Annotated in this window: 20 protein-coding genes and 1 pseudogene; 11 read left to right on the forward strand and 10 right to left on the reverse strand. The window is 72.6% G+C overall.

The genetic code is table 11. From position 1 onward, the window contains the following. Positions 1 to 2: 2 nt before the first annotated feature. Together ACA089_RS13205 and radC are read right to left on the reverse strand one after the other, a co-directional pair. The gene (locus ACA089_RS13205; RefSeq protein ID WP_372017485.1) at positions 3 to 569 is read right to left on the reverse strand and encodes a DUF1697 domain-containing protein; all 567 of its coding nucleotides are present in this window, start codon (positions 567 to 569) and stop codon (positions 3 to 5) included. Between the two features lie 60 nt (positions 570 to 629). Then, the gene (gene radC / locus ACA089_RS13210; protein ID WP_372017487.1) at positions 630 to 1,304 is read right to left on the reverse strand and encodes a RadC family protein; all 675 of its coding nucleotides are present in this window, start codon (positions 1,302 to 1,304) and stop codon (positions 630 to 632) included. Positions 1,305 to 1,398: 94 nt separating this feature from the next. Between radC and coaBC the strand changes: the two genes are divergently transcribed. Genes coaBC through ACA089_RS13225 form a run of 3 tightly spaced genes read left to right on the forward strand, consistent with a single transcriptional unit; the run spans position 1,399 to position 5,457 of the window. Continuing rightward, positions 1,399 to 2,631 carry a bifunctional phosphopantothenoylcysteine decarboxylase/phosphopantothenate--cysteine ligase CoaBC gene (coaBC, locus tag ACA089_RS13215; protein WP_372017489.1) on the forward strand — a complete coding sequence of 411 codons (1,233 nt, stop codon included), beginning with the start codon at positions 1,399 to 1,401 and terminating at the stop codon, positions 2,629 to 2,631. Positions 2,632 to 2,636: 5 nt separating this feature from the next. Then, on the forward strand, positions 2,637 to 3,101 hold the full coding sequence (gene dut, locus ACA089_RS13220) for a dUTP diphosphatase (RefSeq protein ID WP_372017491.1): 465 nt from the start codon (positions 2,637 to 2,639) through the stop codon (positions 3,099 to 3,101). Between the two features lie 25 nt (positions 3,102 to 3,126). After that, positions 3,127 to 5,457, forward strand: a complete 2,331-nt coding sequence (locus ACA089_RS13225) for a phosphomannomutase/phosphoglucomutase (protein WP_372017492.1) — start codon at positions 3,127 to 3,129, stop codon at positions 5,455 to 5,457. A gap of 73 nt (positions 5,458 to 5,530) precedes the next feature. Here the strand turns inward: ACA089_RS13225 and ACA089_RS13230 are convergent, their stop codons facing one another. Both ACA089_RS13230 and pyrE read right to left on the reverse strand, forming a co-directional pair. After that, positions 5,531 to 6,202 (reverse strand): hypothetical protein, encoded by a 672-nt coding sequence (locus ACA089_RS13230; RefSeq protein WP_372017784.1) that lies wholly within the window; start codon positions 6,200 to 6,202, stop codon positions 5,531 to 5,533. A 49-nt stretch (positions 6,203 to 6,251) separates the two neighbouring features. Then, positions 6,252 to 6,914 (reverse strand): orotate phosphoribosyltransferase, encoded by a 663-nt coding sequence (pyrE, locus tag ACA089_RS13235; RefSeq protein WP_372017494.1) that lies wholly within the window; start codon positions 6,912 to 6,914, stop codon positions 6,252 to 6,254. 147 nt (positions 6,915 to 7,061) lie between these two features. Between pyrE and ACA089_RS13240 the strand changes: the two genes are divergently transcribed. From ACA089_RS13240 to ACA089_RS13255, 4 genes are all read left to right on the forward strand, one after another. Continuing rightward, complete coding sequence (locus ACA089_RS13240) at positions 7,062 to 7,871, forward strand: exodeoxyribonuclease III (RefSeq protein WP_372017495.1); 810 nt, start codon at positions 7,062 to 7,064, stop codon at positions 7,869 to 7,871. A gap of 2 nt (positions 7,872 to 7,873) precedes the next feature. After that, complete coding sequence (locus ACA089_RS13245) at positions 7,874 to 9,181, forward strand: AmpG family muropeptide MFS transporter (protein WP_372017786.1); 1,308 nt, start codon at positions 7,874 to 7,876, stop codon at positions 9,179 to 9,181. Positions 9,182 to 9,273: 92 nt separating this feature from the next. Then, the gene (locus ACA089_RS13250) at positions 9,274 to 9,501 is read left to right on the forward strand and encodes a hypothetical protein (RefSeq protein WP_372017497.1); all 228 of its coding nucleotides are present in this window, start codon (positions 9,274 to 9,276) and stop codon (positions 9,499 to 9,501) included. A 17-nt stretch (positions 9,502 to 9,518) separates the two neighbouring features. Next, a complete protein-coding gene (locus ACA089_RS13255) occupies positions 9,519 to 10,019 on the forward strand; it encodes an O-acetyl-ADP-ribose deacetylase (protein ID WP_372017788.1) in 501 nt (166 codons plus the stop codon). 2 nt (positions 10,020 to 10,021) lie between these two features. On the opposite strand, the gene ACA089_RS13260 is transcribed toward ACA089_RS13255, so the two are convergent. Further along, positions 10,022 to 11,002 carry an isoaspartyl peptidase/L-asparaginase family protein gene (locus ACA089_RS13260; RefSeq protein WP_372017790.1) on the reverse strand — a complete coding sequence of 327 codons (981 nt, stop codon included), beginning with the start codon at positions 11,000 to 11,002 and terminating at the stop codon, positions 10,022 to 10,024. Between the two features lie 444 nt (positions 11,003 to 11,446). Next, positions 11,447 to 11,962 (reverse strand): annotated as a pseudogene (locus ACA089_RS13265) (cyanophycinase); the annotation flags it as partial. Positions 11,963 to 12,076: 114 nt separating this feature from the next. Between ACA089_RS13265 and ACA089_RS13270 the strand changes: the two are divergent. The 3 genes from ACA089_RS13270 (at position 12,077) to ACA089_RS13280 (ending at position 16,896) form a co-directional block, all read left to right on the forward strand. Then, positions 12,077 to 12,667, forward strand: a complete 591-nt coding sequence (locus tag ACA089_RS13270; protein ID WP_372017499.1) for an RNA polymerase sigma factor — start codon at positions 12,077 to 12,079, stop codon at positions 12,665 to 12,667. Then, positions 12,645 to 13,751, forward strand: a complete 1,107-nt coding sequence (locus ACA089_RS13275) for a FecR family protein (RefSeq protein WP_372017501.1) — start codon at positions 12,645 to 12,647, stop codon at positions 13,749 to 13,751. Before ACA089_RS13270 ends, ACA089_RS13275 begins: the two co-directional genes overlap by 23 nt. An 82-nt stretch (positions 13,752 to 13,833) precedes the next feature. Next, positions 13,834 to 16,896, forward strand: a complete 3,063-nt coding sequence (locus ACA089_RS13280; RefSeq protein WP_372017503.1) for a TonB-dependent receptor domain-containing protein — start codon at positions 13,834 to 13,836, stop codon at positions 16,894 to 16,896. 179 nt (positions 16,897 to 17,075) lie between these two features. On the opposite strand, the gene ACA089_RS13285 is transcribed toward ACA089_RS13280, so the two are convergent. Beyond that, complete coding sequence (locus ACA089_RS13285; RefSeq protein WP_372017505.1) at positions 17,076 to 18,215, reverse strand: anhydro-N-acetylmuramic acid kinase; 1,140 nt, start codon at positions 18,213 to 18,215, stop codon at positions 17,076 to 17,078. Positions 18,216 to 18,285: 70 nt separating this feature from the next. Continuing rightward, positions 18,286 to 19,704 (reverse strand): peptidoglycan DD-metalloendopeptidase family protein, encoded by a 1,419-nt coding sequence (locus ACA089_RS13290; protein WP_372017507.1) that lies wholly within the window; start codon positions 19,702 to 19,704, stop codon positions 18,286 to 18,288. A gap of 172 nt (positions 19,705 to 19,876) precedes the next feature. Here ACA089_RS13290 and tyrS point away from each other — a divergent pair, with 172 nt between their 5' ends. Next, positions 19,877 to 21,121: a tyrosine--tRNA ligase gene (gene tyrS / locus ACA089_RS13295; RefSeq protein WP_372017508.1), complete on the forward strand. Its 1,245-nt coding sequence runs from the start codon at positions 19,877 to 19,879 to the stop codon at positions 21,119 to 21,121. 25 nt (positions 21,122 to 21,146) lie between these two features. On the opposite strand, the gene ACA089_RS13300 is transcribed toward tyrS, so the two are convergent. Continuing rightward, positions 21,147 to 22,295, reverse strand: a complete 1,149-nt coding sequence (locus ACA089_RS13300; protein ID WP_372017510.1) for a GGDEF domain-containing protein — start codon at positions 22,293 to 22,295, stop codon at positions 21,147 to 21,149. Between the two features lie 188 nt (positions 22,296 to 22,483). Then, positions 22,484 to 25,696 (reverse strand): bifunctional proline dehydrogenase/L-glutamate gamma-semialdehyde dehydrogenase PutA, encoded by a 3,213-nt coding sequence (putA, locus tag ACA089_RS13305; RefSeq protein WP_372017512.1) that lies wholly within the window; start codon positions 25,694 to 25,696, stop codon positions 22,484 to 22,486. Positions 25,697 to 25,790: the final 94 nt, after the last annotated feature.

The raw sequence follows: 25,790 nt of genomic DNA on the forward strand, positions 1-25,790 counted from the left end.
TTTTACCCGCTCCGCCGGGCCCGGGCCGGTCGCGACGGCGGTGCGGGCGGTGCGGCGTCCAGCGCGGCGGCCATCGCCGCCAGCCGGGCGACGGTGTTCATGTTGCGCCCCGTGCCGGCCTCGCCCGCCGGCACCCGCAGGCGCGAGTCGGCCATGCCGGCGCCGTAGGCCACGTAGATCTCGCGTTCGCCCCGGGCCAGCCGCTCCCCGTGCTGGTGGCTCACGGTGTCCAGCGCGTCCGGCGGCGGCGCCCCGTCCAGGAACAGGGCGAGCGTGCGGCTGGGGGCCTCGTCGGCGAACGGGTTGGCCGCCAGCACCCGCGCCAGCTCGGCGGCGGTGCGGACCAGCACGCGCACCGGCTTGCCGGCGTAGGCCTGCAGGCGCCGCTCGAGCGCCGCCTTGACCTGCGCCTCGCCCAGGTCGCTGTGGAAGACCACGTTGCCGCTGGCGATGTAGGTGCGCACCCCGGCATAGCCCTCGGCCTCGCACATGGCCTGCAGCTCGGACATCGGCAGCTTGCCGGTGCCGCCGACGTTGACGGCGCGGAGCAGGGCGGCATAGGCGGGCATCGTAGAATCCTGCAGGGCGGTGCGTGCAAATCTAGCGCGACGGCCGTGGTCGCGGCCGGTTCAGACCAGACCGCGCGCCGCCAGCGATACCGGCTCGCCGTCGCCGACCACGAAGTGGTCGAGCAGGCGCACCTCCACCAGCGCCAGCGCCTGCTTGAGCCGGGCGGTGACCGCGCGGTCGGCCGCCGACGGGTCGCTGCAGCCGGACGGGTGGTTGTGGCCGACGATCACCGCCGCGGCGTTGTGCGCCAGCGCCCGGCGCACGACCTCGCGCGGGTGCACCTCGGCGCCGTCGATGGTGCCGGCGAACAGTTCCTCGAACGCCAGCGCGCGGTGCCGGGTGTCGAGGAACAGCGCGGCGAAGACCTCGTGCGGGTACGGCCGCAGGCGCCGCGCGAAATAGCGCCCGGCCGCGACCGGATCGGTGAGCGCGTCGCCCCGTTCCAGGGCCGCGGCCAGGTGGCGGTTGCCCAGTTCCAGCGCGGCCGCCAGCTGGCAGGCGCGGGCGGGCCCCAGGCCGGGCAGCCGGGCCAGGGCCGGCGGCGGACGGTCCAGCAGCCGGCGCAGCGGCCCGTGCGCGGCCAGCAGGTCGCGCGCGGTCTGCACCGCATCGCGCCCGGCCAGCCCGGAGCCGAGGAAGATCGCCAGCAGCTCGGCGTCGGACAGCGCGCCGGCGCCGCGGGCGAGCAGCTTCTCGCGGGGGCGTTCGGTGCTGGGCCAGTCGCGGATGTGCATGGCTCCAGCCTGCCTGCCGCGTGCACGGCGCGCATCGGTGCACGCGGAGGCTTGGAGTAAGCTGGTCGCCCTGTTCAGCGTAGGAAAATCCCAGGTGAGTGCTACGGCCACCGGCCCGCTCGGCGGGCAGCGGATCCTGTTGTGCGTGGGCGGCGGGATCGCCGCCTACAAGGCCCTGGAACTGGTGCGCCGCCTGCGCGACGCCGGCGCCCACGTGCAGGTGGCGATGACCGCCGGGGCGCAGCAGTTCGTCACCCCGCTCAGCTTCCAGGCCCTGTCCGGCCATCCGGCGCGCACCACCCTGTGGGACGGCGCCGCCGAGCAGGCCATGGGCCACCTGGAACTGGCGCGCTGGGCCGACCGCGTGATCGTCGCCCCGGCCACCGCCGACCTGCTCGCGCGGCTGGCCCACGGCCTGGCGGACGACCTCGTCACCACCCTGTGCCTGGCCACCACGGCCCCGCTGAGCGTGGCCCCGGCGATGAACCACCGCATGTGGCAGCACCCGGCCACGGTGGCCAATGTCGCCACCCTGCGCGGGCGCGGCGTCCAGGTGATCGGGCCGGACGACGGCCCGCTGGCCGAGGGCGAGTCCGGGCCCGGCCGCCTGCGCGAGCCCGACGCGATCGTCGCCGAACTGGCGGCGAGCTCGGCCGCCGCCGCCGGTCCCGGCCTGCTGCAGGGCCTGAAGGTCGTGGTCAGCGCCGGACCGACCTACGAGGACCTGGACCCGGTCCGCTACCTGGGCAACCGCAGCAGCGGCAAGATGGGCTTTGCCGTCGCCGCCAGCGCGGCGCGGCAGGGCGCGCGGGTGGTGCTGGTCGCCGGCCCGGTGCAGCTGGACACGCCCCCCGGCGTGCAGCGGGTGGACGTGCGTTCGGCCGAGCAGATGCGCCAGGCCGTCGCCGCGGCGCTGCCGGCCGACGTCTACATCGGCGCCGCCGCGGTGGCCGACTACACCCCGCGTGCGTTCTCGCCGAACAAGATCAAGAAGACCGGCGCCGGCGAGACGCTCGCCGTGGACCTGGTCCGCACGCCCGACATCCTGGCCGAGGTCGCGCGCCGCGAGGACGCCGGGCTGAAGCTGGTGGTCGGATTCGCCGCCGAGACCGACAACGTGGCCGACTATGCACGGCAGAAACTGACCGCCAAGCGCCTGGACCTGATCGTGGCCAACCGCGTCGGCGTGCCGGGCGCCGGCTTCGAGAGCGACGACAACGCCATGACCGCGTACTGGCCCGGCGGCGAGCGCGACTTCCCGGCCGCGCCCAAGGTCCGGCTGGCCGACGGCCTGGTCGAGCTGGTCGCCCAGCGGCTGCAGGCATGAGCGCCATGGCCACGACCCACGAACTGGAAGTGAAGCTGCTCGACCCGCGTTTCGGCGACCGCTGGCCGCTGCCCGAATACGCCACCGCCTCCAGCGCGGGCATGGACCTGCGCGCGGCCCTGGAGACCGAGCTGGTCCTGCAGCCCGGCGACGCGGCGCTGGTGCCCAGCGGGCTGTCCATCCACATCGCCGACCCGGGCCTGTGCGCCCTGGTCCTGCCGCGCTCGGGGCTGGGCCACCGCCACGGCATCGTGCTGGGCAACGGCACCGGGCTGATCGACGCCGACTACCAGGGGCCGCTGCTGATCAGCGTGTGGAACCGGGGCCGGGAGGCGTTCACGATCCAGCCCGGCGACCGCATCGCCCAGCTGGTGTTGGCACCAATCGTGCGAGCGAAGCTGAAGGTGGTGGATACTTTCGCCGGCAGTGCGCGTGGCGAAGGGGGCTTCGGCCACACCGGCGTACGCTAGGACGGTCAACAGGGGACCAGGATCGATGAGCCAGATGGATGCAGGCCGCTTGCCACCGGAGCAGTTGAGGAAGCGCGCGCCGTTGCTGGTGCTGTTGCTGGGGCTGCTCGCCGCGTGGTTCGCGTGGAGCGGGGTGACGCAGTGGCGCGCGGCCGCGCGCGAACACCAGCTCGTGGCGGCCCGCGACGGGCTGGTCAAGGCGGTGGTCGCGGTGGCGTCGGCCCAGACCCGGGCGCTGGAGCAGGGCCTCGGGCGCGACGACGTGCAGGCGGCGCTGGCCGCCGGCGATGCCTCGGCGGCGGCGGCGGCATTGTCGGCCGGGATGAAGGGCGTGGAGGACGCGCAGTTCCTCCCCGCCGACCTGGCGGCCGGCTACGCCGACGCCAAGCGGTTCGGGTATGCGCGACTGGGCCTGCTCGAGCGGGCCATGAACGAACAGGCGGCGGCGGCCTCGGTCGTCCGCGACGGGGGCGGCGCGAAGCTGGGGCTGGCCGCGCCGGTGACCCTGGCCGGGGCGCCCGCCGTGGCGTACGTACGCAAGCCGCTGGCCGTGCTCACCGCCCCGCTGGAGCGGACGGCGGTGCCGGGAGACGCCTACCTGGCGTTGCGCCAGGGCGGGTACAACGTCGCCGAACGCGGCGAGGGCGAACTGGCCGACAGCGCCGACGTGCTGTCGCGCGAAGTCGGCAAGACCGGCCTGCGGGTGGCGGCGGCGGTGCCGGACGTGGCCCGCGGCCCGTTCGGCCTCGGTGCGGTGGCCTGCCTGGTGGCCGCGCTGCTGCTGGCGCTGGTGGCGCTGGCGGTCCTGCTGCTGGCCTGGGGCAAGCTGCCGCAGCTGCGTCGCAAGGGCGCCGTGGCCGAGGTCGAAAGCGAAATGCCCACGCTCGGCCAGACCATCCAGCGCGACCTGGAGTCGGCGCCGGCGGCGCCGGCGGCCACGCGGGCCGCGCCGGTGGTCGCCGACGCGCAGGTGGAGCCGGGCATTTTCCGCGCCTACGACATCCGCGGCGTGGTCGGGCGCGAGCTGACCCCGCAGGTCGCGGCCTGGATCGGCCAGGCGGTCGGCAGCGTCATGGCCGAGCAGGGCCTGACCGACATCGTGGTCGGGCGCGACGGCCGCCTGTCGGGTCCGGAACTGGCCGGCGGCCTGATCGAGGGCCTGCGCAAGGCCGGCCGCAACGTGATCGACGTGGGCATGGTGCCGACGCCGGTGGTGTATTTCGCCGCCTACCACCTGCGCGCCGGCAGCGGCGTGGCGGTCACCGGCAGCCACAATCCGCCCGACTACAACGGCTTCAAGATCGTGGTCGGCGGCGAGACCCTGTCCGGGGACGCGATCTACGACCTGTTCACCCGCATCCGCGACGGCCGCCTGCACCGCGCCGACAGCCTCGGCTCGCTGGTGCAGCAGGCGGTGGACGAGGACTACATCCGGCGCATCGCCGACGACGTGCAGCTGGAACGGCCGCTGAAGGTGGTGGTCGACGCCGGCAATGGCGTGGCCGGCGACATCGCCCCGCGGCTGCTGGAGGCGATCGGCGCCGAGGCGATCCCGTTGTACTGCGACGTCGACGGCACCTTCCCCAACCACCATCCGGACCCGAGCGAGCCGCACAACCTCGAAGACCTGGTGCAGATGGTCAAGCGTTTCGACGCCGACCTGGGCCTGGCGTTCGACGGCGACGGCGACCGCCTGGGCGTGGTGACGAAGGAAGGCAAGATCATCTTCCCCGACCGCCTGCTGATGCTCTACGCGGCCGACGTGCTGCAGCGCAATCCCGGCGCTCTGGTCATTTACGACGTCAAGTGCACGGGCAAGCTGTCCGACTACATCCTGCGCCAGGGCGGCAGCCCGCTGATGTGGAAGACCGGGCACTCGCTGATCAAGTCCAAGATGCGCGAGACCGAGGCCGAACTGGCCGGCGAGATGAGCGGCCACTTCTTCTTCAAGGAACGCTGGTACGGCTTCGACGACGGCCTGTACTCGGCCGCGCGGCTGCTGGAGATCCTGGCCGGCCGTTTCGAGACGCCGACGGAAGTGCTGGACGAACTGCCGGACAGCGTGTCCACGCCGGAGATCAAGGTGCCGGTGGATGGCGACCCGCACGCGATCGTGGCGCGCTTCGCCGCCGCCGCGCAGGCTGAGGATGCGCCGTTCGCGGGCGCGCGCCTGACCACCATCGACGGCCTGCGCGCGGACTGGAACGACGGCTGGGGCCTGCTGCGCGCGTCCAACACCACGCCGGTGCTGGTGCTGCGCTTCGAGGCCGACGACGAGGCCGCACTGGCCCGGATCCGGGACCTCTACCGCGAGCAGCTGCGCGTGCAGCTGCCCGAGGCGGCGCTGGAGTTCTGAGGGCGGGGCGCGGCGTCGCGCGCCCCCCGTGCATGCCCGCCGGACGACGGCGGGCCGCTGGCCGGCGGTAAGGCTACTGCTTCGGCGCCGGCGGCAGGTCCGCCGCCAGCCGCGCGCCCGGCGCGTCGCTGGCCTTCAGCTCGCGGTAGCGCTGCATGATCTGCTCGATCTCCACGTCCAGTTCGGCGCGCTGGCGCTCGAAGCTGGCCTGGAGGGCGGTGTGGTAGAGCAGCTGGGCGTGGCGCACGCGGATGTCGCCGGCCAGCTTGTCCGGCACGGGCTTGCCCGACAGTTCGCGCTCGCCGGCGGTACGCAGCAGGCTGACCAGGCCTTCGCGCAGGCTGGTGACGTTGTAGCGCGCGGTGTTGATGCTGTTGTCGACCAGGTTGATGCGTTCGGCGAACACCCGGCGCAGTTCTTCCTCGGTCTGGAACGAGGTCAGCATCGCCTGGTCGGTACGGCGGCGGGTCTCGGCGGCCAGCGCCTCGGTCTTGCGCCGGGCTTCCTCCTCGGCCTGCGCCGCGCGCTCGTCGTCGGTCAGCGCGCGCTGCACCTCGCCGGTGCGCATGCCGCTGCGCACGCTGATCTCCTCGCGGGCCGCGGCCATGGCTTCCGGCGGCAGCGTGTCGGCGCACTTGCGCTGGCCGTTCTCGCTCCAGCAGTACAGCTTCTTCTCGGCGCCGGCCTTGCCCTGGGCGTACCCCTGCAGCGGCAGGACCAGGCCGGTCGCGGCCAGTGCCAGCAAGGCCCGGTGGTGTCTGTTCACTGGCGTCACGGCAGCCCCCTGCTGTCAGTCAGCCCGTCGGATCGCAGCCGTAGCGGGCGCGGTACGCCAGCAGCGGTGCACGGAATTCGGCCAGTGTGTCGTTTCCCCCGGCGAATGCAAGCAGGTCGGCCAGCCCGGCCACCGCCAGCACCGGAACCCCGGCTTCGGCGGCCACCGCCTGCGCCGCCGACCGGCGGTCGCCTTCGGCCGCGATCTCCTGCCGGTCCAGGGCGACGACGATGCCCGCCACCGTGCCGCCGGCGCCGGCGATGATCGACAGCGCTTCGCGGATCGCGGTGCCGGCGGTGATCACGTCGTCCACCACCAGCACCCGGCGGCCCGCGAGCGGGGCGCCGATCAGGCTGCCGCCTTCGCCGTGGGCCTTGGCTTCCTTGCGGTTGAACGCCAGCGGCAGATCGCGGCCGCGGCGTGCGTATTCGCAGGCCAGCGCGGTCGCCAGCGGAATGCCCTTGTAGGCCGGGCCGAACAGCAGGTCGAAGGACAGGCCGGAGGCATCGATGGCGTCGGCGTAGCTGGCCGCCAGTCCCGCCAGGGTGGCGCCGCTGTCGAAGCGGCCGGCATTGAAGAAATAGGGCGACACGCGGCCGGACTTGAGCGTGAACTCGCCGAAGCGCAGCGCCTCGGCGTCCAGCGCCAGCTGCAGGAAACGGGTGCGGTGGTCGGACGTCATCGGCGTGCGGGATCCGGTGGGGCCGATAGGATACCCGGCCCGGTCGCGGGGCCCGGTGCCCGGCCCGCATCCCGGGTGGCGCCAGGGGGAACGCCATGCGGGCCCGGATTCGCTAGGCTAGCGGCTGGCCCGTCCACGCTCCTCCGCATGCGCATCATCAGTTTCAACGCCAACGGCATCCGCTCGGCCGCGAGCAAGGGTTTCTTCGACTGGCTCGACACGCAGGCGGCCGACGTGGTCTGCCTGCAGGAGACCAAGTCGCAGGAGGATCAGTTGTCCGACCCGCGTTTCCGCCCCGACGGCCACCACTGCTTCTACCGCGACGCGAGCACCAAGAAGGGCTACAGCGGCGTGGCGATCTACGCGCGGCGGGAACCGGACGAGGTGCGCACGTCGCTGGGGCGGCCCGACTTCGACGAGGAAGGCCGCTACATCGAGGCTCGCTTCGGCAACCTGAGCGTGGTCTCGTTCTACATCCCCTCCGGCTCGTCCGGCGAGCTGCGCCAGGGCTACAAGTTCCAGGTCATGGAATGGCTCAAACCCGTCCTCGACGGGTGGCTGGCCAGCGGCCGCGACTACGTGCTGTGCGGCGACTGGAACATCGTCCGCTCGCGCCTGGACATCAGGAACTGGACCTCCAACCAGAAGAACTCCGGCTGCCTGCCGCCGGAACGCGACTGGCTCAACGGCCTGTGCGCGGACCGCGCCGACGAGGCCGATGCGAAGGCCGGGCGGGGCTGGGTCGACGCCTACCGCGTGCTGCATCCGGAAGGGCAGGACTACACCTGGTGGAGCAACCGCGGCGCGGCCCGGGCCAACAACGTCGGATGGCGGATCGACTACCAGTTCGTCACGCCGTCGATGCGCGACCGGCTGCGTGCCTGCTCGATCTACCGCGACGTGCGCTTCTCCGACCACGCGCCGTTCACCGTGGACTACGCGGACGGCGGCAAGTGAGCGTGCAGGAGGCGGCGCAGCCGCCCTCGTACAAGGGCTGGGACGGGATCCGCCGCGCCTTCGGCACCCCGTCGGCGCTGGCCATGGCCGTGCTCGGCTTCGGCTGCGGCCTGCCGTTCCTGCCGATCGCCTCGCTGACCCTGTCCACGCGCCTGCGCGAGTCCGGGCTGGACCTGCACAGCATCGGCCTGATCAGCCTGGCCAGCTTCTTCTACCTGTTCAAGTTCCTGTGGGCGCCGCTGCTGGACCGCTACGTGTTCGCGCCGCTCGGTTTCCTCGGCCGCCGCCGCTCGTGGCTGCTGTGCGCCCAGCTCGGCGTGGCCGCGGGCCTGGCCGCGCTGGCGTTCGTGCGCCCGGAACTGGGCGTGATGCCGCTGGTGGGCTGGGTGCTGTTCACCTCCTTCGCCGGCGCGACCCAGGATTCGGTGGTCGACGCCTACCGGATCGAGGTGGCCCCGGCCAATGCCCAGGCCGCGCTGGCGGCGACGTACACGCTGGGATACCGGATCGGCCTGATCCTCGGCGGCGCCGGCGCGCTGTACCTGGCCGATTTCGCCGGCTGGACGGTGGCCTACCTGGGCATGTCCGCGCTGATGCTGCTGCCGCTGCTGGCCACCCTGCTCAGCCGGGAACCGGCCGCACCGGAGGCGACCGTGCAGCGCCGGATCGATTTCATCGGTGCGTTCTGGCAGCCGTTCTCCAGCTTCTTCCGCAACAACGGCGTGGCCTTCGGCGTCGCGCTGCTGCTGTTCGTGGGCCTGTTCAAGTTCCCCGACCAGGTGATCGGGGTCATGGCCGGGCCGTTCTACCTGGATTCGGGCTACACCAAGGCCGACATCGCCACGGTGTCCAAGCTCTACGGGATATGGGCCGGGATCGGCGGCGCCTTCCTCGGCGGCGTGTGCGTGGCCGCCTTCGGCTTCCGCCGCATGCTGCTGGTCGCGGCGCTGGGCGTGGCCCTGTCCAACCTGGCGTTCCTGCTGATGGCCCGCCACCCTTCGGAGATCTGGGCGTTCTATGCGGCGATCACCGCCGACAACGTCGCCCAGGGCTTCGCCGGGACCACCCTGGTGGCGTTCATGTCCTCGCTGACCGACCGCAACTTCACCGCCACCCAGTTCGCGCTGATGGTGTCGCTGGCCAACCTGCCGGGCAAGTTCGCCGGCGGCCTGTCCGGCTACGTGGTGGAGGCGAGTTCCTACGGCACCTTCTTCACCCTGAGCGCACTGACGGTGGTGCCGACGCTGCTGCTGCTGGCCTGGCTGTGGCGCAGGATCCGCGAGCCCGGCACCGCCGCGCCCGCCGGCTGACCCCTCGGGGGCGATGCGCTGCGGGCTGCGGATTCGTGGCAGTCTTGCCCACGACCTACCCGATCCATCCGACGCCGACGGGGGAAGGCGCCATGACCGACCTGATGCTTCGCGACATCGACCCGATCCTGGCCGAACGCATCCGCCGCGTGTCGGTGGCGCGTGGCTGGACCCAGCACGAGACCATCCTGCGCCTGATCGAGCAGGGCCTGTTCGCGTCCGAGCACGAGGTCCGCGGCGGGCTGGAGAACCCCGAGGTGGACGCGCTGTCCGACGCGATCGCGGCGCTGAAGCTGCTGCCCGCCGGCAAGGGCTTCTGAGCGCGGCCGCGATGGCCTTGCTGCTGCGCGCCGAACAGGCCGACATCACCACCCTGGCGGTGGACGCCATCGTCAACGCGGCCAATGCCTCGCTGCTGGGCGGCGGCGGGGTGGACGGCGCGATCCACCGCGCCGCCGGCCCGGGACTGCTGGCGGAGTGCCGGACCCTCGGCGGTTGCCCGCCCGGCGAGGCACGGATCACCGCGGGCCACGCGCTGCCCGCGCGGCACGTGATCCATGCCGTCGGCCCGGTGTGGCGCGGTGGCGGCCACGGCGAACCGGCGCTGCTGGCCGCGTGCTACCGCAACAGCCTGGCCCTGGCCGAGGCGCACGGTTGCACGGACGTGGCGTTCCCGTCGATCAGCACCGGCGCATACGGCTATCCGCCGGACCTGGCCGCGCCGCTGGCGGTGGCCGCGGTGGCCGCGTTCCCGGCGCGGACCGTGCGCGCGGTGGTGTTCTGCTGCTTCTCCGCGGCGGACCTGCAGCGCTACGTGGCGCTGCTGGCCGCGCGCTGAGCTCAGGGCAGGGGCAGCGCCTCGCCGCGGAACACCGCCACGTGCGGCACGCCGTCGGCGCCGATCCAGCCGCGGTACATGCCCTCGGTGTTGAACGGGAAGGCGACGCTGCCGTCGGCGCCCAGCGCGATCGCGCCGCCGTCGCCGCCGGCCTTGGGGATGTCGCGGTCGATCACCGCCTCGGCGGCACGGGCCAGCGGCTGGCCGGCCAGGCGCACGCGCGCGCAGATCTCGTGCGCGGCGGCGTCGCGGATGTAGAACTCGCCCCAGCCGGTCCCTGACACCGCGCAGCGTTCGTCGGCCCAGGTGCCGGCGCCGATGATCGGCGAGTCGCCGACGCGGCCGTAGCGCTTGTTGGTCATGCCGCCGGTGGAGGTGCCGGCGGCCAGCCGCCCCTGCGCATCGAGCGCGAGCGCACCGACCGTGCCGAAATAGGCCTTGCCCGGCAACTGCAGCGGTGTGCCGGACGCCTGCGCCCTGGCTTCCTCGGCCAGCGCCCGCTGCAGCTGCTGCCAGCGCTTCTCGGTCCGGAAGTAGGACGGATCGACCAGCTCGATGCCCTGTTCGGCGGCGAACGCCTCGGCGCCGCCGCCGACCATCATCACGTGCCTGGAGTGCTCCATCACCGCGCGCGCCAGGGTGATCGGATTCCTGACCCGGTGCACGCCGGCGATCGCGCCGGCCTGGCCGCTGGCGCCGTCCATGATCGAGGCGTCCAGCTCGTTCCTGCCGTCGTGGGTGAACACCGCGCCGCGCGCGGCGTTGAACTGGGGCGCATCCTCCAGCACCCGGATCGCGGCGGTGACCGCGTCCAGCGCCGGCTTGCCGGCCTTGATCTGCGCATGCCCGGCGCGCAGCGCCGCTTCCAGCGCCTTTCGGGCCTCGGATTCCTCGCCGGCCGACAGGCCGGCGCGCTCGACCCCGGCGCCGCCGTGGATCACCAGCAGCGGCGCATCGAGCGCGACCAGCACGCCGTCGCGCACCGCGTAGTGGCGCCGGGCGGCGGGCCGCTCGACCTTGCCCGACGGCAGGTGCAGCACCGAATCCACGCCGGCGACCACGGTGTCGACCCGCGCCAGCTGCATCGGCTCGTCCTCGGCCTGCTTCTGCGCGAAGCCGCCCTCGACCACGGTCGCGCCGGCCCCCGGTGCGGTCGCATAGACGCGGGCGCGGCCATCGCCTTCCACCGCCACCGCCGCGTCCTCGTCCACGCCCAGGCCGACCAGCGGCTTGCCGGCCAGCGCCTCGCCCTTGGCGACGAAGGCGACCAGCCGGCCGAGCCGGCCGCGCTCACGGAAATGGGTGTCGGTGACCACGCCCCTGAGCGCGTCCAGGTGCAGGAAGCCGGTCTCGATCGTGTTGCCGTCGCCGAGCGGGTCGGCCAGCGCATGCGGCGTGGTCTGGCTGCCGCCGTCCATCGCGCCGTACAGGTATTCGCCGAGCATCGCCAGGCCGGCGCTGGTGCCGCCGAGCGGCTTGCCCGCGCGCACGTGGGCGTCCAGCGCCGCGGCCACCGGCGTGCCGCGCCAGTAGCGCACGTAGCGCGACTGGTCGCCGCCGGCGATGAAGATGCCGTCGGCGCGCCCGAGCGCGGCCAGCACCGCCGGGTCGGAGGCTGCGTCCCGGTCCTTGAACACGAACGTCTCCACCGAAGCGATGCCGCCGACCTCGTTGAAGAACTCCTCGCCGATCTCGCCGCCCTGCGAGGCGCGCAGCACGACGATGTGGCCGTTGCCGGCCTTCTTCATGAACCAGTGCATCGCGTCGAAGTTGCGGTCGCCGCCGCCCATCAGCAGCAGCCCGGGCTGGACGCGGCCCGGTGTCTTCGCGGCGGTATCGCCGAGCAGGTAATGGCCGTAGTCGGCCGCCGCCACCGGCGCGGCCAGCACGCAGGCGACCACCAGGCCCATCAGCTTCCACGCACCGCCACCACGCTTCTTCATTCCGCCACTCCTGTTCCGGGGCCACGGCACGACGCTGCGTGCCGGCAGACAGCCTAGACGAACCGGCGGCCGCGATCCCCCATCGATCCGCGCCGGCCGGGTTAGAGTGCGGCCATGCCCAACGAACTGGACGACTGGTTCGTCCGCGAGGTGCTGGTCCACGAGCGGACGCTGACGCAGTACCTGCACCGCTGCTGGCCGCGGCGCGACGAAGTGCACGACCTGCGCCAGGAGGTCTACGTCCGCGTCTACGAGGCGGCCGCGCGCAGCCGCCCGGCCACGCCGCGGGCCTTCGTGTTCGCCACCGCCCGCCACCTGATGACCGACCGCCTGCGCCGCAGCCGGGTGGTGTCGATCGAGCCGGTGGGTGATTTCGAGTCCTCGAACGTCTACCTGATCGACGAGGTGTCGCCCGAACGCTGGTGCGGCACCCGCCAGGCGCTGCGACGGCTGGTCGACGCGCTGGATGCCCTGCCGGAGCGCTGCCGCGAGGTGGTCTGGCTGCGCCGGGTGGAGGAGCTGTCGCAGAACGACGTCGCCCAGCGCCTGGGCATCAGCGGGAGGACCGTGGAAAAGCACCTCGCCAAGGGCATGCGCCTGATCGCCGACCACCTTTACGGGGGCGGGGCGGACGTGCGCGCCGGGCGGGCGCCACGGCCCGGCGCGGAGGGGGAACCGGGACATGGCCGACAGCAGGAAGACTGAGCGCGAGGCCGCGGCCTGGCTGGCGCGGCGGGACGCTGCGGCCTGGAGCGCGGGCGACCAGCGCGCGCTGGATGCGTGGCTGGAGGAAAGCACCGCGCACCGGGTGGCGTGGCTGCGGCTGGCGTCGGCCTGGGCCGAAGCCGGGCGCCTGCAGGCGCTGGCCGCCGGCCTGCCGTCCGGCCAGGTGCCCGCGCGCGACCGGTGGTCGCCCTGGAGGACCCCGGCCCGTCCGGCCGCCCTCGACGGGCCCGATGCGCCGGCCCCGCCGGCCCCGCCGGCCCCGCCGGACCTGCGTGCGGTCGCGTTCGCCGGGCGGCCGCGCGGGTCGCGTCCGCGACGCTGGCCCCGTGCCGTGGCGGCCGGCCTGGTGCTGGCGGTCGCCGGGGGCCTGGGCTGGGGCGCCTGGCAGCTGGGAGGACGGCACCAGGCCAGCTATGCCAGCACCCTGGGCCAGGTGCGCGAGGTGGTGCTGGCGGACGGCTCCCGCGCGACCCTGAGCAGCGACAGCCGGCTGGAGGTGCGCCTGGACCGCGCCCGCCGGCACGTGGCGCTGCTTCGTGGCGAAGCCTTCTTCGAAGTGGCCCATGAACCGGGCCGGCCGTTCGTGGTCGAGGCCGCGGGCCGGCGCGCGGTGGCGGTGGGCACGCACTACGCGGTGCGCCGCGACACCGGCGATGCGCTGCGGGTGGTGGTGACCGAGGGCCGGGTGAGACTGGAGGACACCGCCGCTGGCGCTGCGGGCGGGCCGCCGGGGCCGGTCGCGCTGCTGCCCGCGGGCAGCGTCGCCACGGCCGGGCCGGACGGGGTCCTGGTGCGGTCGCTGCCGCTGGCCGAGGCCCGCCGCTACCTGGAGTGGCGCGACGGCTTCCTGGCCTTCGACGACGTCCCGCTGGCGCAGGCGGCCGGCGAGTTCAACCGCTTCAACGCGCGCCGGCTGGAACTGGCCGATCCGGACGTCGCCCGGCTGCGGATCGGCGGCAACTTCCGCTGGTCCAACCTCGAAGGTTTCGTCGGCCTGCTCGAGCAGGGCTTCCCGGTCCGCGCCGAGCGCCACCCGGACCGGATCGTCCTGCACTCGCGTTGAGTGCGCGGCGATGGGGGCATCGGCCGCGTCGTTCGTCCATAGCTGGAAAGAGTGCCGTCCCGGCACCGGGGAGAAAGAACCGATGCGTCACCCGTCGCGTGTCCTGCTGTTGAGCCTGGCCTGCACGACCGCGCTGGCGGCGCAGGCGGCCGAGGCGTCCGGCCCGATCAACGTCCCGCCCGGCGACCTGGCCGCCGCGCTCAATACCCTGGCGCGCCAGTCGGATACCCAGCTGGTCTACCGCGCCGACGAACTCAAGGGCCGCCGCACCGCCGGCGTGCAGGGCGCCGATTCCACCGACCAGGCGCTGCAGCAGCTGCTGCACGGCAGCGGCTTCGGCGCGCGCCGCGACCAGGCCACCGGCGCGGTGCTGGTGGCGCGCGTGGATGCGCCGCGCCGCGCGGCCGCGCCGGCGCCGGCCGCCCAGGACGCCGCCGCGGGCAGCCCGCCGCCGGCCCAGGAAGAGGACGTGACCGAGATCGACGCGGTCCAGGTCACCGGTTCGCGCATCCCGCGGGCGCAGATCGAGGGCCCGGCGCCGATCAGCGTGATCACCGCCGAGGAAATCCGCGCGAACGGGTTCACCTCGGTGCCCGACATCCTGCGCGGCATGACCCAGAACGGCGGCGAGACGCAGAGCCAGCAGTCCGCCAGCGGTGCCGACTTCTCCCCCGGCGCGCAGCAGGTCGACCTGCGCGGCCTCGGCCCCAACCACACCCTGGTGCTGGTCAACGGCCGCCGCATCGCCGACTTCCCGATGCCGTTCAAGGGCCGCAGCAACTTCACCGACATCTCGGGCATCCCGATCGGGATGATCGAGCGGGTGGAAGTGCTGACCGGCAGCGCTTCGGCGATCTACGGTTCGGACGCCATTTCCGGCGTGGTCAACTTCATCCTCAAGAAGCGCGTGGACGGCACCCTCGTCGACATGCGCATCGGCACCACCAGCGACGGCGGCGGCGAATCGTTCAACGCGACCCTGGTCGACGGGTTCGAGCGCGGCCGCTTCAGCGGCCTGTACGGCCTGGAGCTGCAGTCGCAGACGCCGCTGTGGGCCTACGAGCGCGGGATCCAGGATTCGACCCTGGACGCCCCGACCGCGAGCTCCCGCGCCGCGCGCCGGGCCTACCTGCGCACCGACTGGTGGGACTACTACCTCGACCCGGGCCAGGCGGCGTGCGACGCGCTGGCCGGCCAGAACCAGGGCAGCACCTATTACGCCTCGCGTCCCGGCTGGGGCTACGACGACGACCTGGGCGAGGAGGTCGACGGCTACTACTGCGGCAGCGACAAGTCGATCGGCTACGGCACCATCCTCAGCAAGCGGCGCGGCCTGAACGGCTACGCCTCGCTGTCCTACGACTTCGGCGGCGGCGCCGAATGGTTCGCCGACGTGCAGGCCGGCTACCACGAGGTGGAGCTGTTCCGCGACGTCGCCTCGTGGAGCTACATGGCCCCGGACGGCAACGAGGAGGGCTACTTCTACAACGACGCCACCGGCCAGGTCGAATACTGGCAGCGCCAGTTCTCGCCCGAGGAGATGGGCGGCCTGGACCGCGGCATGGTCGAGACCACGCAGAAGACCTTCAGCCTGACCACCGGCTTCAAGGGCACCTTCGCCGCCGACTGGGACTACGAGGCCTCGCTGAGCTGGTCGCAGTACAGCGCCGAGATCAGCTGGCCGCAGATCGTGGCCGCGGCCGCCAACGCGCTGCTCCTCGGCCCGCAGCTGGGCGTGGACGACGACGGCTTCCCGATTTTCAACGCCGATCCGGCGCGCCTGTACACGCCGCTGACCCGCGCCGAGTACGACAGCATCGCCGCCCGCTCGGTCTACCGGCCGAAGTCGGAGACCGGCACCGTCGCGCTGACCGTCAGCAAGGCCGACCTGTTCACCCTGCCGGGCGGCGACGCGGGCTTCGCCGGCACCGTCGAGTTCGGGCACCAGGCCTACGAACTCAACCCCGATCCGCTGGCCACGCAGTACTACTACTACAGCTGGAAGGATTCGGACGGCCACGGCAGCCGCAACCGCTGGGCCACGGCCGGCGAGCTGCGCATGCCTCTCCTGGAGACGCTGGACTGGAGCGTGGCCGGGCGCTACGACCAGTACCGCTATTCGGGCAACTCGATCGGCAAGGCGACCTGGAGCACGGGCCTGGAGTGGCGGCCGGTCGAGAGCCTGCTGGTGCGCGGCTCCTACGGCACCGCGTTCCGCGCGCCGGACCTGCACTACGTGTACGCCGGCATCGGCAACGACGAGACCTCGGGCAACGACTACTACTACTGCCTGCTCGACGATGCCGACGACTGCTCGGACTACGAGGAAGGCCTGATCCGCACCCGCGAGGGCAACCGCGACCTGGCCGCCGAGACCAGCACCTCGTGGACCGCCGGCTTCGTGTGGTCGCCGCTGGAAGGCCTGGACCTGTCGGCCGACTGGTTCGACATCGACATGCGCGACCAGGTGCAGGACATGAGCGTGGACGCGATCCTGCGCGACGAGGCGGCCTGCCGGCTCGGCGAGCTCGACATCGCCTCGCCGACCTGCGTGGATGCGCTTGCGCGGGTGACCCGCTCCAGCAACGACTCGCTGTACGGGATCTACGTCAACCCGATCAACGTGGCGCGCGAGTACACCAGCGGCATCGACGTGGCCGCGCGCTACCGCTTCGACACGCCGGTCGGGCGCTGGACGCTTTCGTTCAACCACACCTGGGTCAACGAGCACGAGTTCCAGCAGTTCCCCGGCGACCCGGTCGAGGACGAGTTCGCGGTCAACAGCGGGTTCGACATCCCGCGCACCAAGAGCAACGCGAGCATCGGCTGGGAGAACGCCGGCTGGTCGGCGACCCTGTACGGCCAGCGCCTGGGCAAGCTGCCGAACGGCTGGTCGTACGACCAGGTGTGGGAGGAGGGCGACCCGGGTCCGTACATCGCCGCCACCTACCGCTACAACGCGTCGGTGTCCTACCGGTTCAACGACCAGTCCCGCCTGGCGCTGGCGGTGACCAACCTGACCAACAAGATGCCGCCGAAGGACCCGACCTACACGGCGTATCCGTACTACGACATCTCCTGGTTCGATTCGGTCGGCCGCACGATCAACCTGCAGTACACCCACCAGTTCGGCGGCACGCAGTAGCCCGGCCACCCGGGACGCGGCGGCCGGCCGGGCCGCCGCGGGATCCGGCCGCGCCCGCAGGCACGGTTACGTGCGGCGCGCGAGGCCGGCGGGACCCCGCCCACGGGAACGCCGCATCGTGCAGCGGCCCATCGGGCGGTACGCGATGCATGGGCCGCCAGGGCGTGGCCCGTTGCGGGCTACGCCGGATGCACCACGCCCAGCACGCGCGGGCCGCGCGCACCGGTGACCGCCGGCAGGTTGCCGGGGCGGCCGGCCAGGCATTCGCGGGCCAGCCAGGCGAAGGCCATGGCCTCGACGAAATCCGGATCGAGTCCGTGCGCGGCGGAGGATTCCACCGCCACGCCCGGCAGCCGGTCGGCGATGCGCCGCATCAGCGGCGGGTTGCGCACGCCGCCGCCGCAGGCGACCAGCCGCGCGGTCCCGGGCTGGTGCGCGCGCAACGCGTCGGCGATGGTGGCCGCGCTCAGTTCCAGCAGGGTGGCCTGGACGTCGGCCGGCGCTTCGCCGCCGCGCAGCCTGGCCTGTACCCATTCAAGGTGGAACTGCTCGCGGCCGGTGCTCTTGGGTGGCGGCAGCGCGAACCACGGGTCGTCGAGCAGGCGCTCGAGCAGCGCCGCATCGACCGTGCCGCTGGCGGCGAAGCCACCGCCGGCGTCGAACACCTGGCCGGTGTGGCGGTGGCACCACGCGTCGAGCAGCGCGTTGGCCGGCCCGGTGTCGAAGCCGCGGACGGCGAGCTCCGCGCCGGCGGATGCGGCGTGCCCGCCGCGCGGCAGCAGGGTGTAGTTGCCGATCCCGCCGAGGTTGAGCACGGCACGATCCTCGCCGGCGTCGTGCAGCAGCGCGGCGTGGAAGGCCGGCACCAGCGGCGCGCCCTGGCCGCCGGCGGCGACGTCGCGGCGGCGGAAGTCGCAGACGGTCGCGATGCCGGTGCGTTCGGCGACCACGCTGCCGTCGCCGATCTGCATCGTGAAGGGCGCCTCGCCCGAGGGCCGGTGGCGCACGGTCTGGCCGTGCGAGCCGATCGCCGCGACCTGCGAGGGCGCGACGCCGGCCTGCTCCAGCAACGCCCGGGCGGCGGCGGCGAAGGCCTGCGCGACCTGCACGTCGAGCCGGCCCAGTTCGTCCAGCGATTCCATCGCCCCGCCCTGGCCGAGCGCGACCAGCCGCTCGCGCAGCGCCGGCGACCACGGCTGCACGTGGGCCGCACGCAGCCGCAGGCCGCGTGCGTGGCCGGGATCGGGGAATTCGACCAGCGCGGCGTCGATGCCGTCGGCGCTGGTGCCGGAGATCAGGCCGATGAAGAGCTGGGACATGCGCGCAGGGTAACCGGGACGGCGGCGCGCGGGGAGGCGGCGCGTGGCGCCGCCCGGGACGGGCGCGGGCTCAGCCGCGCTTGTCCTTCTTCTTCGCCTTGGCGGTGTCGGCGTGGGCGAACATCAGCTTCTCCATCGACTCCATCCGCGCCAGGGTCGGCGCGGTGGCGGCGCGGAACGCGGCCAGGTCGGCGCCCTTGAGCGGTTCCGGCGGCGGCATGGTCACCGACAGCGGGTTGCGGTGCACGCCGTTGACGCGGAATTCGTAGTGCAGGTGCGGGCCGGTGGCCAGGCCGGTAGAGCCGACGTAGCCGATCACCGTGCCCTGCGCGACCTGCTGGCCCTTGCGCACCTTGCCGAAGCGCGACATGTGCGCGTACAGGGTGGTGTGGCCGCGGCCGTGGTCGAGGATGACGACGTTGCCGTAGCCGCGCTGGGTGCCGACGAACTGCACGCGCGCGTCGCCGGCGGCCATGATCGGAGTGCCGGTGCCGGCGGCATAGTCCACGCCCTTGTGCATGCGCATCTTGCCCAGCACCGGGTGCCGGCGCGCGCCGAAGCTCGAGGACAGGCGCGCATACGGGATCGGCATGCGGATGAAGCTCTTCTTCAGCGGCCGGCCGTCGGCGGTGAAGTACTCGGCCTTGCCGTTGCGTTCGAAGCGGAAGCCCGTGTAGGTCTTGCCGTCGGTGCTGAAGGTCGCGGCGAGGATGCGGCCGGTGCCGATCCGCTCGCCTTCGCGCCAGGTCTCCTCGACCACCGCGCTAAAGCGGTCGCCGCGCTGCACGTCCTTGAAGTCGATGTCGTACTTGAAGATGTCGTCGGTCATCACCGCGATCGCCGACGGGCTCAACCCGGCCTTGCGCCCCGCCGCGTACAGCGAATGGTCGATCTCCGCGCTGGTCACGGCCAGGCGGGTGGTGGTGGCGCGCTCGAGCACCTTCTCGCGGATGCGGTCGCCCTGCAGCGACAGTTCCACGCGCTGGGTCGGCCCGCGGTCGAAGCGGAAGCCGCTCAGCGCGCCGGCCTCGTCGCGCTGGAAGGCCAGCTCGGTGCCCGGGCGCAGGCGGGTGAGCGCCTCGCGGTTGGCCGGGTTCTCGAGGATCCGGTGCATGGTCGTCGCCGGCGCGCCGATCTCCTCGAACAGCTGGCCCAGGGTCTGGCCACGCTCGACCTGCAGGACCTCCCAGTAACCGCCTTCGGCCGCGCCGGCCGCGCGCACGGTCAGCGGCGGCAGCTGCAGCGGCAGCGTGGCGTGCGATTGCGAGGTCGGCTGCAGCTGCGAGGAGAAGCCGGGCACGATGGTGGCCAGCAGCGCGCCCAGCGTCGCGAACAGGCTGGCGTGCAGCCAGTGGCGCCGGGTCCAGCGGGTGTTGAAGGCGGCGGGAAACCGCTCCTTCAGCTTGCGGTGCAGGTGGCGGTGGTGAAGGATGCCGAGGCGGTCGTGGAACTGCTGCTTGCGGGCGCGGCCGTGATCGGTCAGGGACATCGCTTAACTTCCTTCACGGGACCCCGGAGTGCGGCCCACTGGGCAGGTACCATAAACACCTGAAACTAGTGCGTCAAACCATTGAAGAAGCTGAATTTTTCGCTGGCTTTCCGGTTAACCGGCACGTAACATTTCGTTCAAGTTTGTCGTCACCCGAACTGTGGAGCCGGTCGTGTTTCCCCCCCAAGCCAAGCCCTCCGTCGAACAATCCCTTGCCCTCATCGGCCGTGGTGCCGACGAGATCCTCAAGCGCGAGGAACTGGAGGCGCGGCTGGTCGAATCGGCGAAGGCCGGCGGCCGCCCGCTGCGGGTCAAGGCCGGCTTCGACCCGACCGCGCCGGACCTGCACATCGGCCACACCGTGCTGCTGAACAAGATGCGCCAGTTCCAGGACCTGGGGCACCAGGTGATCTTCCTGATCGGCGACTTCACCGGGATGATCGGCGACCCGACCGGCAAGAACGTCACCCGCAAGCCGCTGACCCGCGAGGACGTGCTGGCCAACGCCCGCACCTACGAGGAGCAGGTGTTCAAGGTGCTCGACCGCGAGCGCACCGAAGTGCGCTTCAACAGCGAATGGTTCGGCAAGATGGCCGCGGCCGACATGATCCGCCTGGCCGGCCAGCACACCGTGGCGCGCATGCTCGAGCGCGACGACTTCGCCAAGCGCTACGCGGCGCAGCAGTCGATCGCCATCCACGAGTTCCTCTACCCGCTGGTGCAGGGCTACGACTCGGTGGCGCTGGAGGCCGACGTCGAGCTCGGCGGCACCGACCAGAAGTTCAACCTGCTGATGGGCCGCGGCCTGCAGGAGCACTACGGTCAGAAGCCGCAGATCGTGCTGACCATGCCGCTGCTGGAAGGCCTGGACGGCGTCAACAAGATGAGCAAGTCGCTGGGCAACTACATCGGCATCAGCGAGCCGGCGATCGACATCGTGACCAAGACGATGAAGATCGGCGACGCGCTGACCTGGCGCTGGATCGACCTGCTCAGCTTCGACATCTCCGTGGCCGAGGCGGCGAAGCTGAAGGCCGAGGTGGAGTCGGGCGCGCTCAATCCGCGCGAAGTGAAGCTGCGCCTGGCGCGCGAACTGGCCACCCGCTTCCACGATGCCGCCGCCGCCGAGCAGGCGATCGCCGGTTGGCACGCGGTGGTGACCGGCCAGGGCGACACGTCCTCGCTGCCGCTGCAGGACGTGGCGGTGCCGGCCGAAGGCATCCGCATCGCCGCGCTGCTCACCGCGGCCGGGATCACCCCGTCCAACTCCGAGGCCAACCGCAAGCTCAAGGAGCGCGCGGTGAAGGTGGAAGGCGTGGTGGTCGAGGATCCGGCGACCACGTTCGCGCCCGGCTTCGAGGGCGTGCTGCAGGTCGGCAAGCGCAATTTCGCCCGGGTCCGGCTGGTCGCCGGCTGAGCCTGCCCGCCGCGGCGTCCGCGGGTCAGAGCGTGTGCGTCACCACGCAGTCGCGGCCGGCACGCTTGGCCGTGTAGAGCGCCTCGTCGGCGCCGCGCATCAGCATCGACAGCGGCATCGGCCGGTTCGAGACGGCCACGCCGAGGCTGGCGGTGACCCGCACCGGCGGCGACGGCGGGTCCAGGCGCATCGTCGACAGCGACACGCGGATGCGCTCGGCCAATGCCTGCGCGTTGCACGCGTCGGGCCCGGTCACCACGATCACGAATTCCTCGCCGCCGGTGCGCGCGAACACGTCGTGCTCGCGGGTCTGGCCGCGGATGGTGTCGCTGAGCTTCTGCAGCACCAGGTCGCCGATCTCGTGCCCGTAGCGGTCGTTGACCCGCTTGAAGTGGTCCAGGTCCAGCGCGATCACCGCCAGGTGGCCTTCGCGGGTCAGCCGCTCCAGCTCCGGATCGAGCCGCGCGAACAGGCCGCGGCGGTTGAGCGTGCCGGTGAGCGGGTCGAGCATCGCCGTCTGCCGCAGCGATTCGGCGGCGCGGAAGCTGGCCAGCATCAGCATGCAGAAGTTGATCAGGTACCAGGTCGACAGGTCGACGTTGACCCAGGCGTCGTTCGGTCCGTAGCGGCCGGTGAACGCATTGAGCAGGTCGCGGGCATACAGCACCGCCAGCACCGCGCAACCGACCATCACCAGCCGTGCCGGCACGCGCAGCGGGGGGACGTCCAGGCGGCGCAGTTGCCAGAGCATGACCGCGAGCATGACCAGTTCGGCCAGGCTCATCGCCGCGCCCTGGCCGTCGATCGCGTCGCCGGCCAGCCAGGCGAGCAACGACAGGCCGACCAGCCCCGGCACCAGCGCCCATTCCGCGGGCCGCAGCGGGCGCTGCTGGGTGAACTTGATGGACGCCCCCGCCAGCACCGCCAGCCCGCCGCAGGCGAGGATGCCGCCGATCGCCGCCGCCGTCGTGGCCGTCGCCGACCCGGCCCGCTCCAGCCCGGTGGCGGTGCCGTCGAGCATCGCGGCGCCGACCGAGTAGAGGAAGTGGCCGCCCCCCCAGGAGGCGATCCCGCGCACGCCGCGCGACACCCGCGCGACATGCCAGAACAGCACGAGCAGGATCAGCGCCAGCGCGCAGTCGGTGAGCAGGAGGTTGTAGAAATCGGTGGTCATCCGCCTCCCGGTCCTTGCCGCGGTCGCCGCCGCCCGCTCCGATGCATCCCGCTTCCGTACGGGGCCGCGCAAGCGTCGCCGATGCGCCGCGGGCAGGCAAGTCCCGGGCGGGGCGCCCCGCGGCCACGAAAAAGGGGCGCATGGCGCGCCCCTTCCCGTTCCGGCGGTGGCCGCGGCCGCGGCGGCGGTCAGTCGCCCAGGGTCAGCAGCGAGGCGTTGCCGCCGGCGGCCGTGGTGTTGACCGTGACCGTCTTTTCGGTGGCGAAGCGCGGCAGGTAGTGCGGGCCGCCGGCCTTGGGGCCGGTGCCGGACAGGCCCTGGCCGCCGAACGGCTGCACGCCGACCACCGCGCCGATCTGGTTGCGGTTGACGTAGACGTTGCCGACCTTGACCCGCGAGGCGATCCGCTCGACGGTTTCGTCGATGCGCGAGTGGATGCCCAGGGTCAGGCCGTAGCCGGTGGCGTTGACCTGGTCGATCACCGCGTCCAGGTGCTCGGCCTTCCAGCGGATCACGTGCAGCACCGGGCCGAACACCTCGCGCTGGAGCTGCGACAGCGAGGACAGTTCGTAGGCGCGCGGGGCGAAGAAGGTGCCCAGGGCCAGGTCGGTGTCCATCGGCACGGTGGCGATGTGGCGCGCCTCCTGGTCCATGCGCGTGGCATGCGCCTTGAGCACCTCGAGCGCCTCGGCGTCGATCACCGGGCCGACGTCGGTGGCCAGCAGGCCGGGATCGCCCACCTTCAGTTCCGCCATCGCGCCGGCGAGCATGGTCATCACCTTGTCGGCGATGTCGTCCTGCACGAACAGCACGCGCGCGGCCGAGCAGCGCTGGCCGGCCGAGGTGAAGGCCGAGCCGATCGCATCCTTGACCAGTTGCTCGGGCAGGGCGGAGGAGTCGGCGATCAGCGCGTTCTGGCCGCCGGTCTCGGCGATCAGCACGGCCAGCGGCGCGTTCTCGCGCGCGGCCAGGGCGCGGTTGATCGCGCGCGCGGTCTCGGTCGAGCCGGTGAAGGCCACGCCGGCCACGCGCGGGTCGGAGGTCAGGGCCGCGCCCACGGTGGCGCCGTCGCCCGGCACGAACTGCAGCACGTCGGCCGGCACGCCCGCTTCGTGCAGCAGCTTCACCGCGGCATGGCCAATCAGGCTGGTCTGCTCGGCCGGCTTGGCGATCACGCTGTTGCCGGCGGCCAGCGCGGCGCAGACCTGGCCGAGGAAGATCGCCAGCGGGAAGTTCCACGGGCTGATGCAGACGAACACGCCGCGGCCCTGCAGGCGCAGTTCGTTCGACTCGCCGGTCGGGCCGGGCAGCGCCTCGGGCGCGCCGAACTGGCGGCGGGCCTGGGCCGCGTAATAGCGCAGGAAGTCGACCGCCTCGCGCACCTCGGCGACCGCGTCGGGCAGCGTCTTGCCGGCTTCGCGCACGCACAGCGCCATGAACGCGGGCATGCGCTGCTCGAGCAGGGTGGCCGCGTGTTCGAGGATCGCGGCGCGGCTGGCGGCCGGAGTGCGGTCCCATGCCGGCTGCGCGGCGACCGCATTGGCCAGCGCGCGCTGCACGGTGGCCGCATCGGCCGGCTGCCAGTGGCCGACGACCTGGCGGCGGTCGGCCGGGCTGGCCACGGCCAGGCTTTCGCCGGCCGGAAGGGCGCCCGGCACCAGCGGCGCGGCGCGCCATGGGCCGGCGTGCTCGTTCAGGCGCTCGGCCAGGGCCTTGAGTTCGGTGTCGTCGGCGAAGTTGGCGCCCATGGAGTTGTCCCTGTCGAAGCCCTGCTGGGTGTAGAGGTCGCGCGGCAGCGGAATGCGCGGGTGGCGGATGGACGAACCGGCGGAATCGAAGCCGATCACCGCGGCGACCGGGTCCTGGACCAGGTCGGACACCGGCACGTCCTCGTCGGTGATGCGGTTGACGAAGCTGGAATTGGCGCCGTTCTCGAGCAGGCGGCGGACCAGGTACGGCAGCAGGTCCTCGTGGCTGCCGACCGGCGCATACACCCGGCACGGCACGCCGAGGCGGTCGGCCGGCACCACTTCGGCATAGAGGTCGTCGCCCATGCCGTGCAGCTTCTGGTGCTCGTAGTCGCGGCCGTTGGCCAGCGCGCGGATCGCGGCGATGGTCTGCGCGTTGTGGGTGGCGAACATCGGGTAGATCGCGTCGGCGTGGCCGAACATGCGCCGCGCGCACGCCAGGTAGGAAACATCGGTGTTCTGCTTGCGGGTGAACACCGGGTAGCCGGCCTGGCCCTCGACCTGGGCGCGCTTGATCTCCGCGTCCCAGTACGCGCCCTTGACCAGCCGCACGGGAATGCGGCGGCCCACCCGGCGGGCCAGGTCGGCGAGGAAGTCGACCACGAACGGCGCGCGTTTCTGGTAGGCCTGCACGGCCAGGCCGTAGCCCTCCCAGCCGTCGAGCGAGGGATCGGAGAAGGTCGCCTCGATCAGGTCCAGCGACAGCTCCAGGCGGTCGCTTTCCTCGGCGTCGACGGTGTAGCCGATGCCATAGGACTTCGCCAGCTGCGCCAGCTCCAGCACGGCCGGCGCGAGTTCGGCCAGCACCCGCTCGCGCTTGGCGTGTTCGTAGCGCGGGAACAGCGCGGACAGCTTGATCGAGATGCTCGGCGCGGCGAAGACATCTGCGCCGACGTAGTTGCCGCTGCGCCCGATCGCATGGATCGCGTCGCGGTAGGCCTGCAGGTAGCGGCGCGCGTCCTTCATCGTCAGCGCGCCTTCGCCGAGCATGTCGAACGAATAGCGGTAGTGGGCGTTGTCGCCCTTCTTCGAGCGCGACAGCGCTTCGGAGATCGTGCGGCCCATCACGAACTGGTGGCCCATGATCCGCATCGCCTGGCGCACGGCCAGGCGCACCACCGGTTCGCCGACCCGGCCGACCAGGCGCTTGAACGCGCCCGGCACGTCGTGGCGGGTGAGGTCGTTGAGGTTGACCAGCCTGCCGGTGAGCATCAGGCCCCAGGTCGAGGCGTTGACCAGCACCGACTCGCTCTGGCCCAGGTGCTTCTCCCAGTCGGCGTCGCCGAGCTTGTCGCGGATCAGCTTGTCGGCGGTCTCCTGGTCGGGGATGCGCAGCAGCGCCTCGGCCACGCACATCAGCAGCACGCCTTCCTCGCTGCCCAGGTCGTACTGGCGCATGAAAGCCTCGATCGCGCCCTGGTCCTGGGCGCGGGCGCGCACGCGGCGGACCAGGTCGGCGGCCAGCGCGTCGATGTCGGCCTGGACCAGCGGCTCCTGGCGGGCCTGCAGCAGCAGTTCGCGGACGTGGGTGGCCTCGTCGCGCAGCCAGGCGGCGGTGATCGCCGCGCGCAGCGCGGACGGGGCGGCGGCGGCCGGCGCGACCGGGATGGCGGCACGCGGCGGGGAATCGGGACGGGCGGGCGAGGCGGTCATGGGCGGGGTCGGCTGCGGGGACGGGTGCCGGCGCCTCGAGGGCCTGCCACGGGCCGGCATGGGGCGGGGCGCCAGCCGTCCATCATGGCCGGCG

Source organism: Pseudoxanthomonas fibrivorans (assembly GCF_041464125.1).
Lineage (GTDB): Bacteria > Pseudomonadota > Gammaproteobacteria > Xanthomonadales > Xanthomonadaceae > Pseudoxanthomonas.

Excerpts from the sequence above, each read along its gene's own strand:
- ACA089_RS13225 (WP_372017492.1), top strand. The coding sequence starts at position 3,127 with ATGAGCCAGATGGATGCAGGCCGCTTGCCACCGGAGCAGTTGAGGAAG.
- ACA089_RS13285 (WP_372017505.1), bottom strand. The coding sequence starts at position 18,215 with ATGTCCCAGCTCTTCATCGGCCTGATCTCCGGCACCAGCGCCGACGGC.
- ACA089_RS13280 (WP_372017503.1), top strand. The coding sequence starts at position 13,834 with ATGCGTCACCCGTCGCGTGTCCTGCTGTTGAGCCTGGCCTGCACGACC.
- radC (WP_372017487.1), bottom strand. The coding sequence starts at position 1,304 with ATGCACATCCGCGACTGGCCCAGCACCGAACGCCCCCGCGAGAAGCTG.
- ACA089_RS13290 (WP_372017507.1), bottom strand. The coding sequence starts at position 19,704 with ATGTCCCTGACCGATCACGGCCGCGCCCGCAAGCAGCAGTTCCACGAC.
- dut (WP_372017491.1), top strand. The coding sequence starts at position 2,637 with ATGGCCACGACCCACGAACTGGAAGTGAAGCTGCTCGACCCGCGTTTC.
- ACA089_RS13240 (WP_372017495.1), top strand. The coding sequence starts at position 7,062 with ATGCGCATCATCAGTTTCAACGCCAACGGCATCCGCTCGGCCGCGAGC.
- ACA089_RS13205 (WP_372017485.1), bottom strand. The coding sequence starts at position 569 with ATGCCCGCCTATGCCGCCCTGCTCCGCGCCGTCAACGTCGGCGGCACC.
- ACA089_RS13275 (WP_372017501.1), top strand. The coding sequence starts at position 12,645 with ATGGCCGACAGCAGGAAGACTGAGCGCGAGGCCGCGGCCTGGCTGGCG.
- ACA089_RS13270 (WP_372017499.1), top strand. The coding sequence starts at position 12,077 with ATGCCCAACGAACTGGACGACTGGTTCGTCCGCGAGGTGCTGGTCCAC.
- ACA089_RS13300 (WP_372017510.1), bottom strand. The coding sequence starts at position 22,295 with ATGACCACCGATTTCTACAACCTCCTGCTCACCGACTGCGCGCTGGCG.
- pyrE (WP_372017494.1), bottom strand. The coding sequence starts at position 6,914 with ATGACGTCCGACCACCGCACCCGTTTCCTGCAGCTGGCGCTGGACGCC.
- ACA089_RS13250 (WP_372017497.1), top strand. The coding sequence starts at position 9,274 with ATGACCGACCTGATGCTTCGCGACATCGACCCGATCCTGGCCGAACGC.
- putA (WP_372017512.1), bottom strand. The coding sequence starts at position 25,696 with ATGACCGCCTCGCCCGCCCGTCCCGATTCCCCGCCGCGTGCCGCCATC.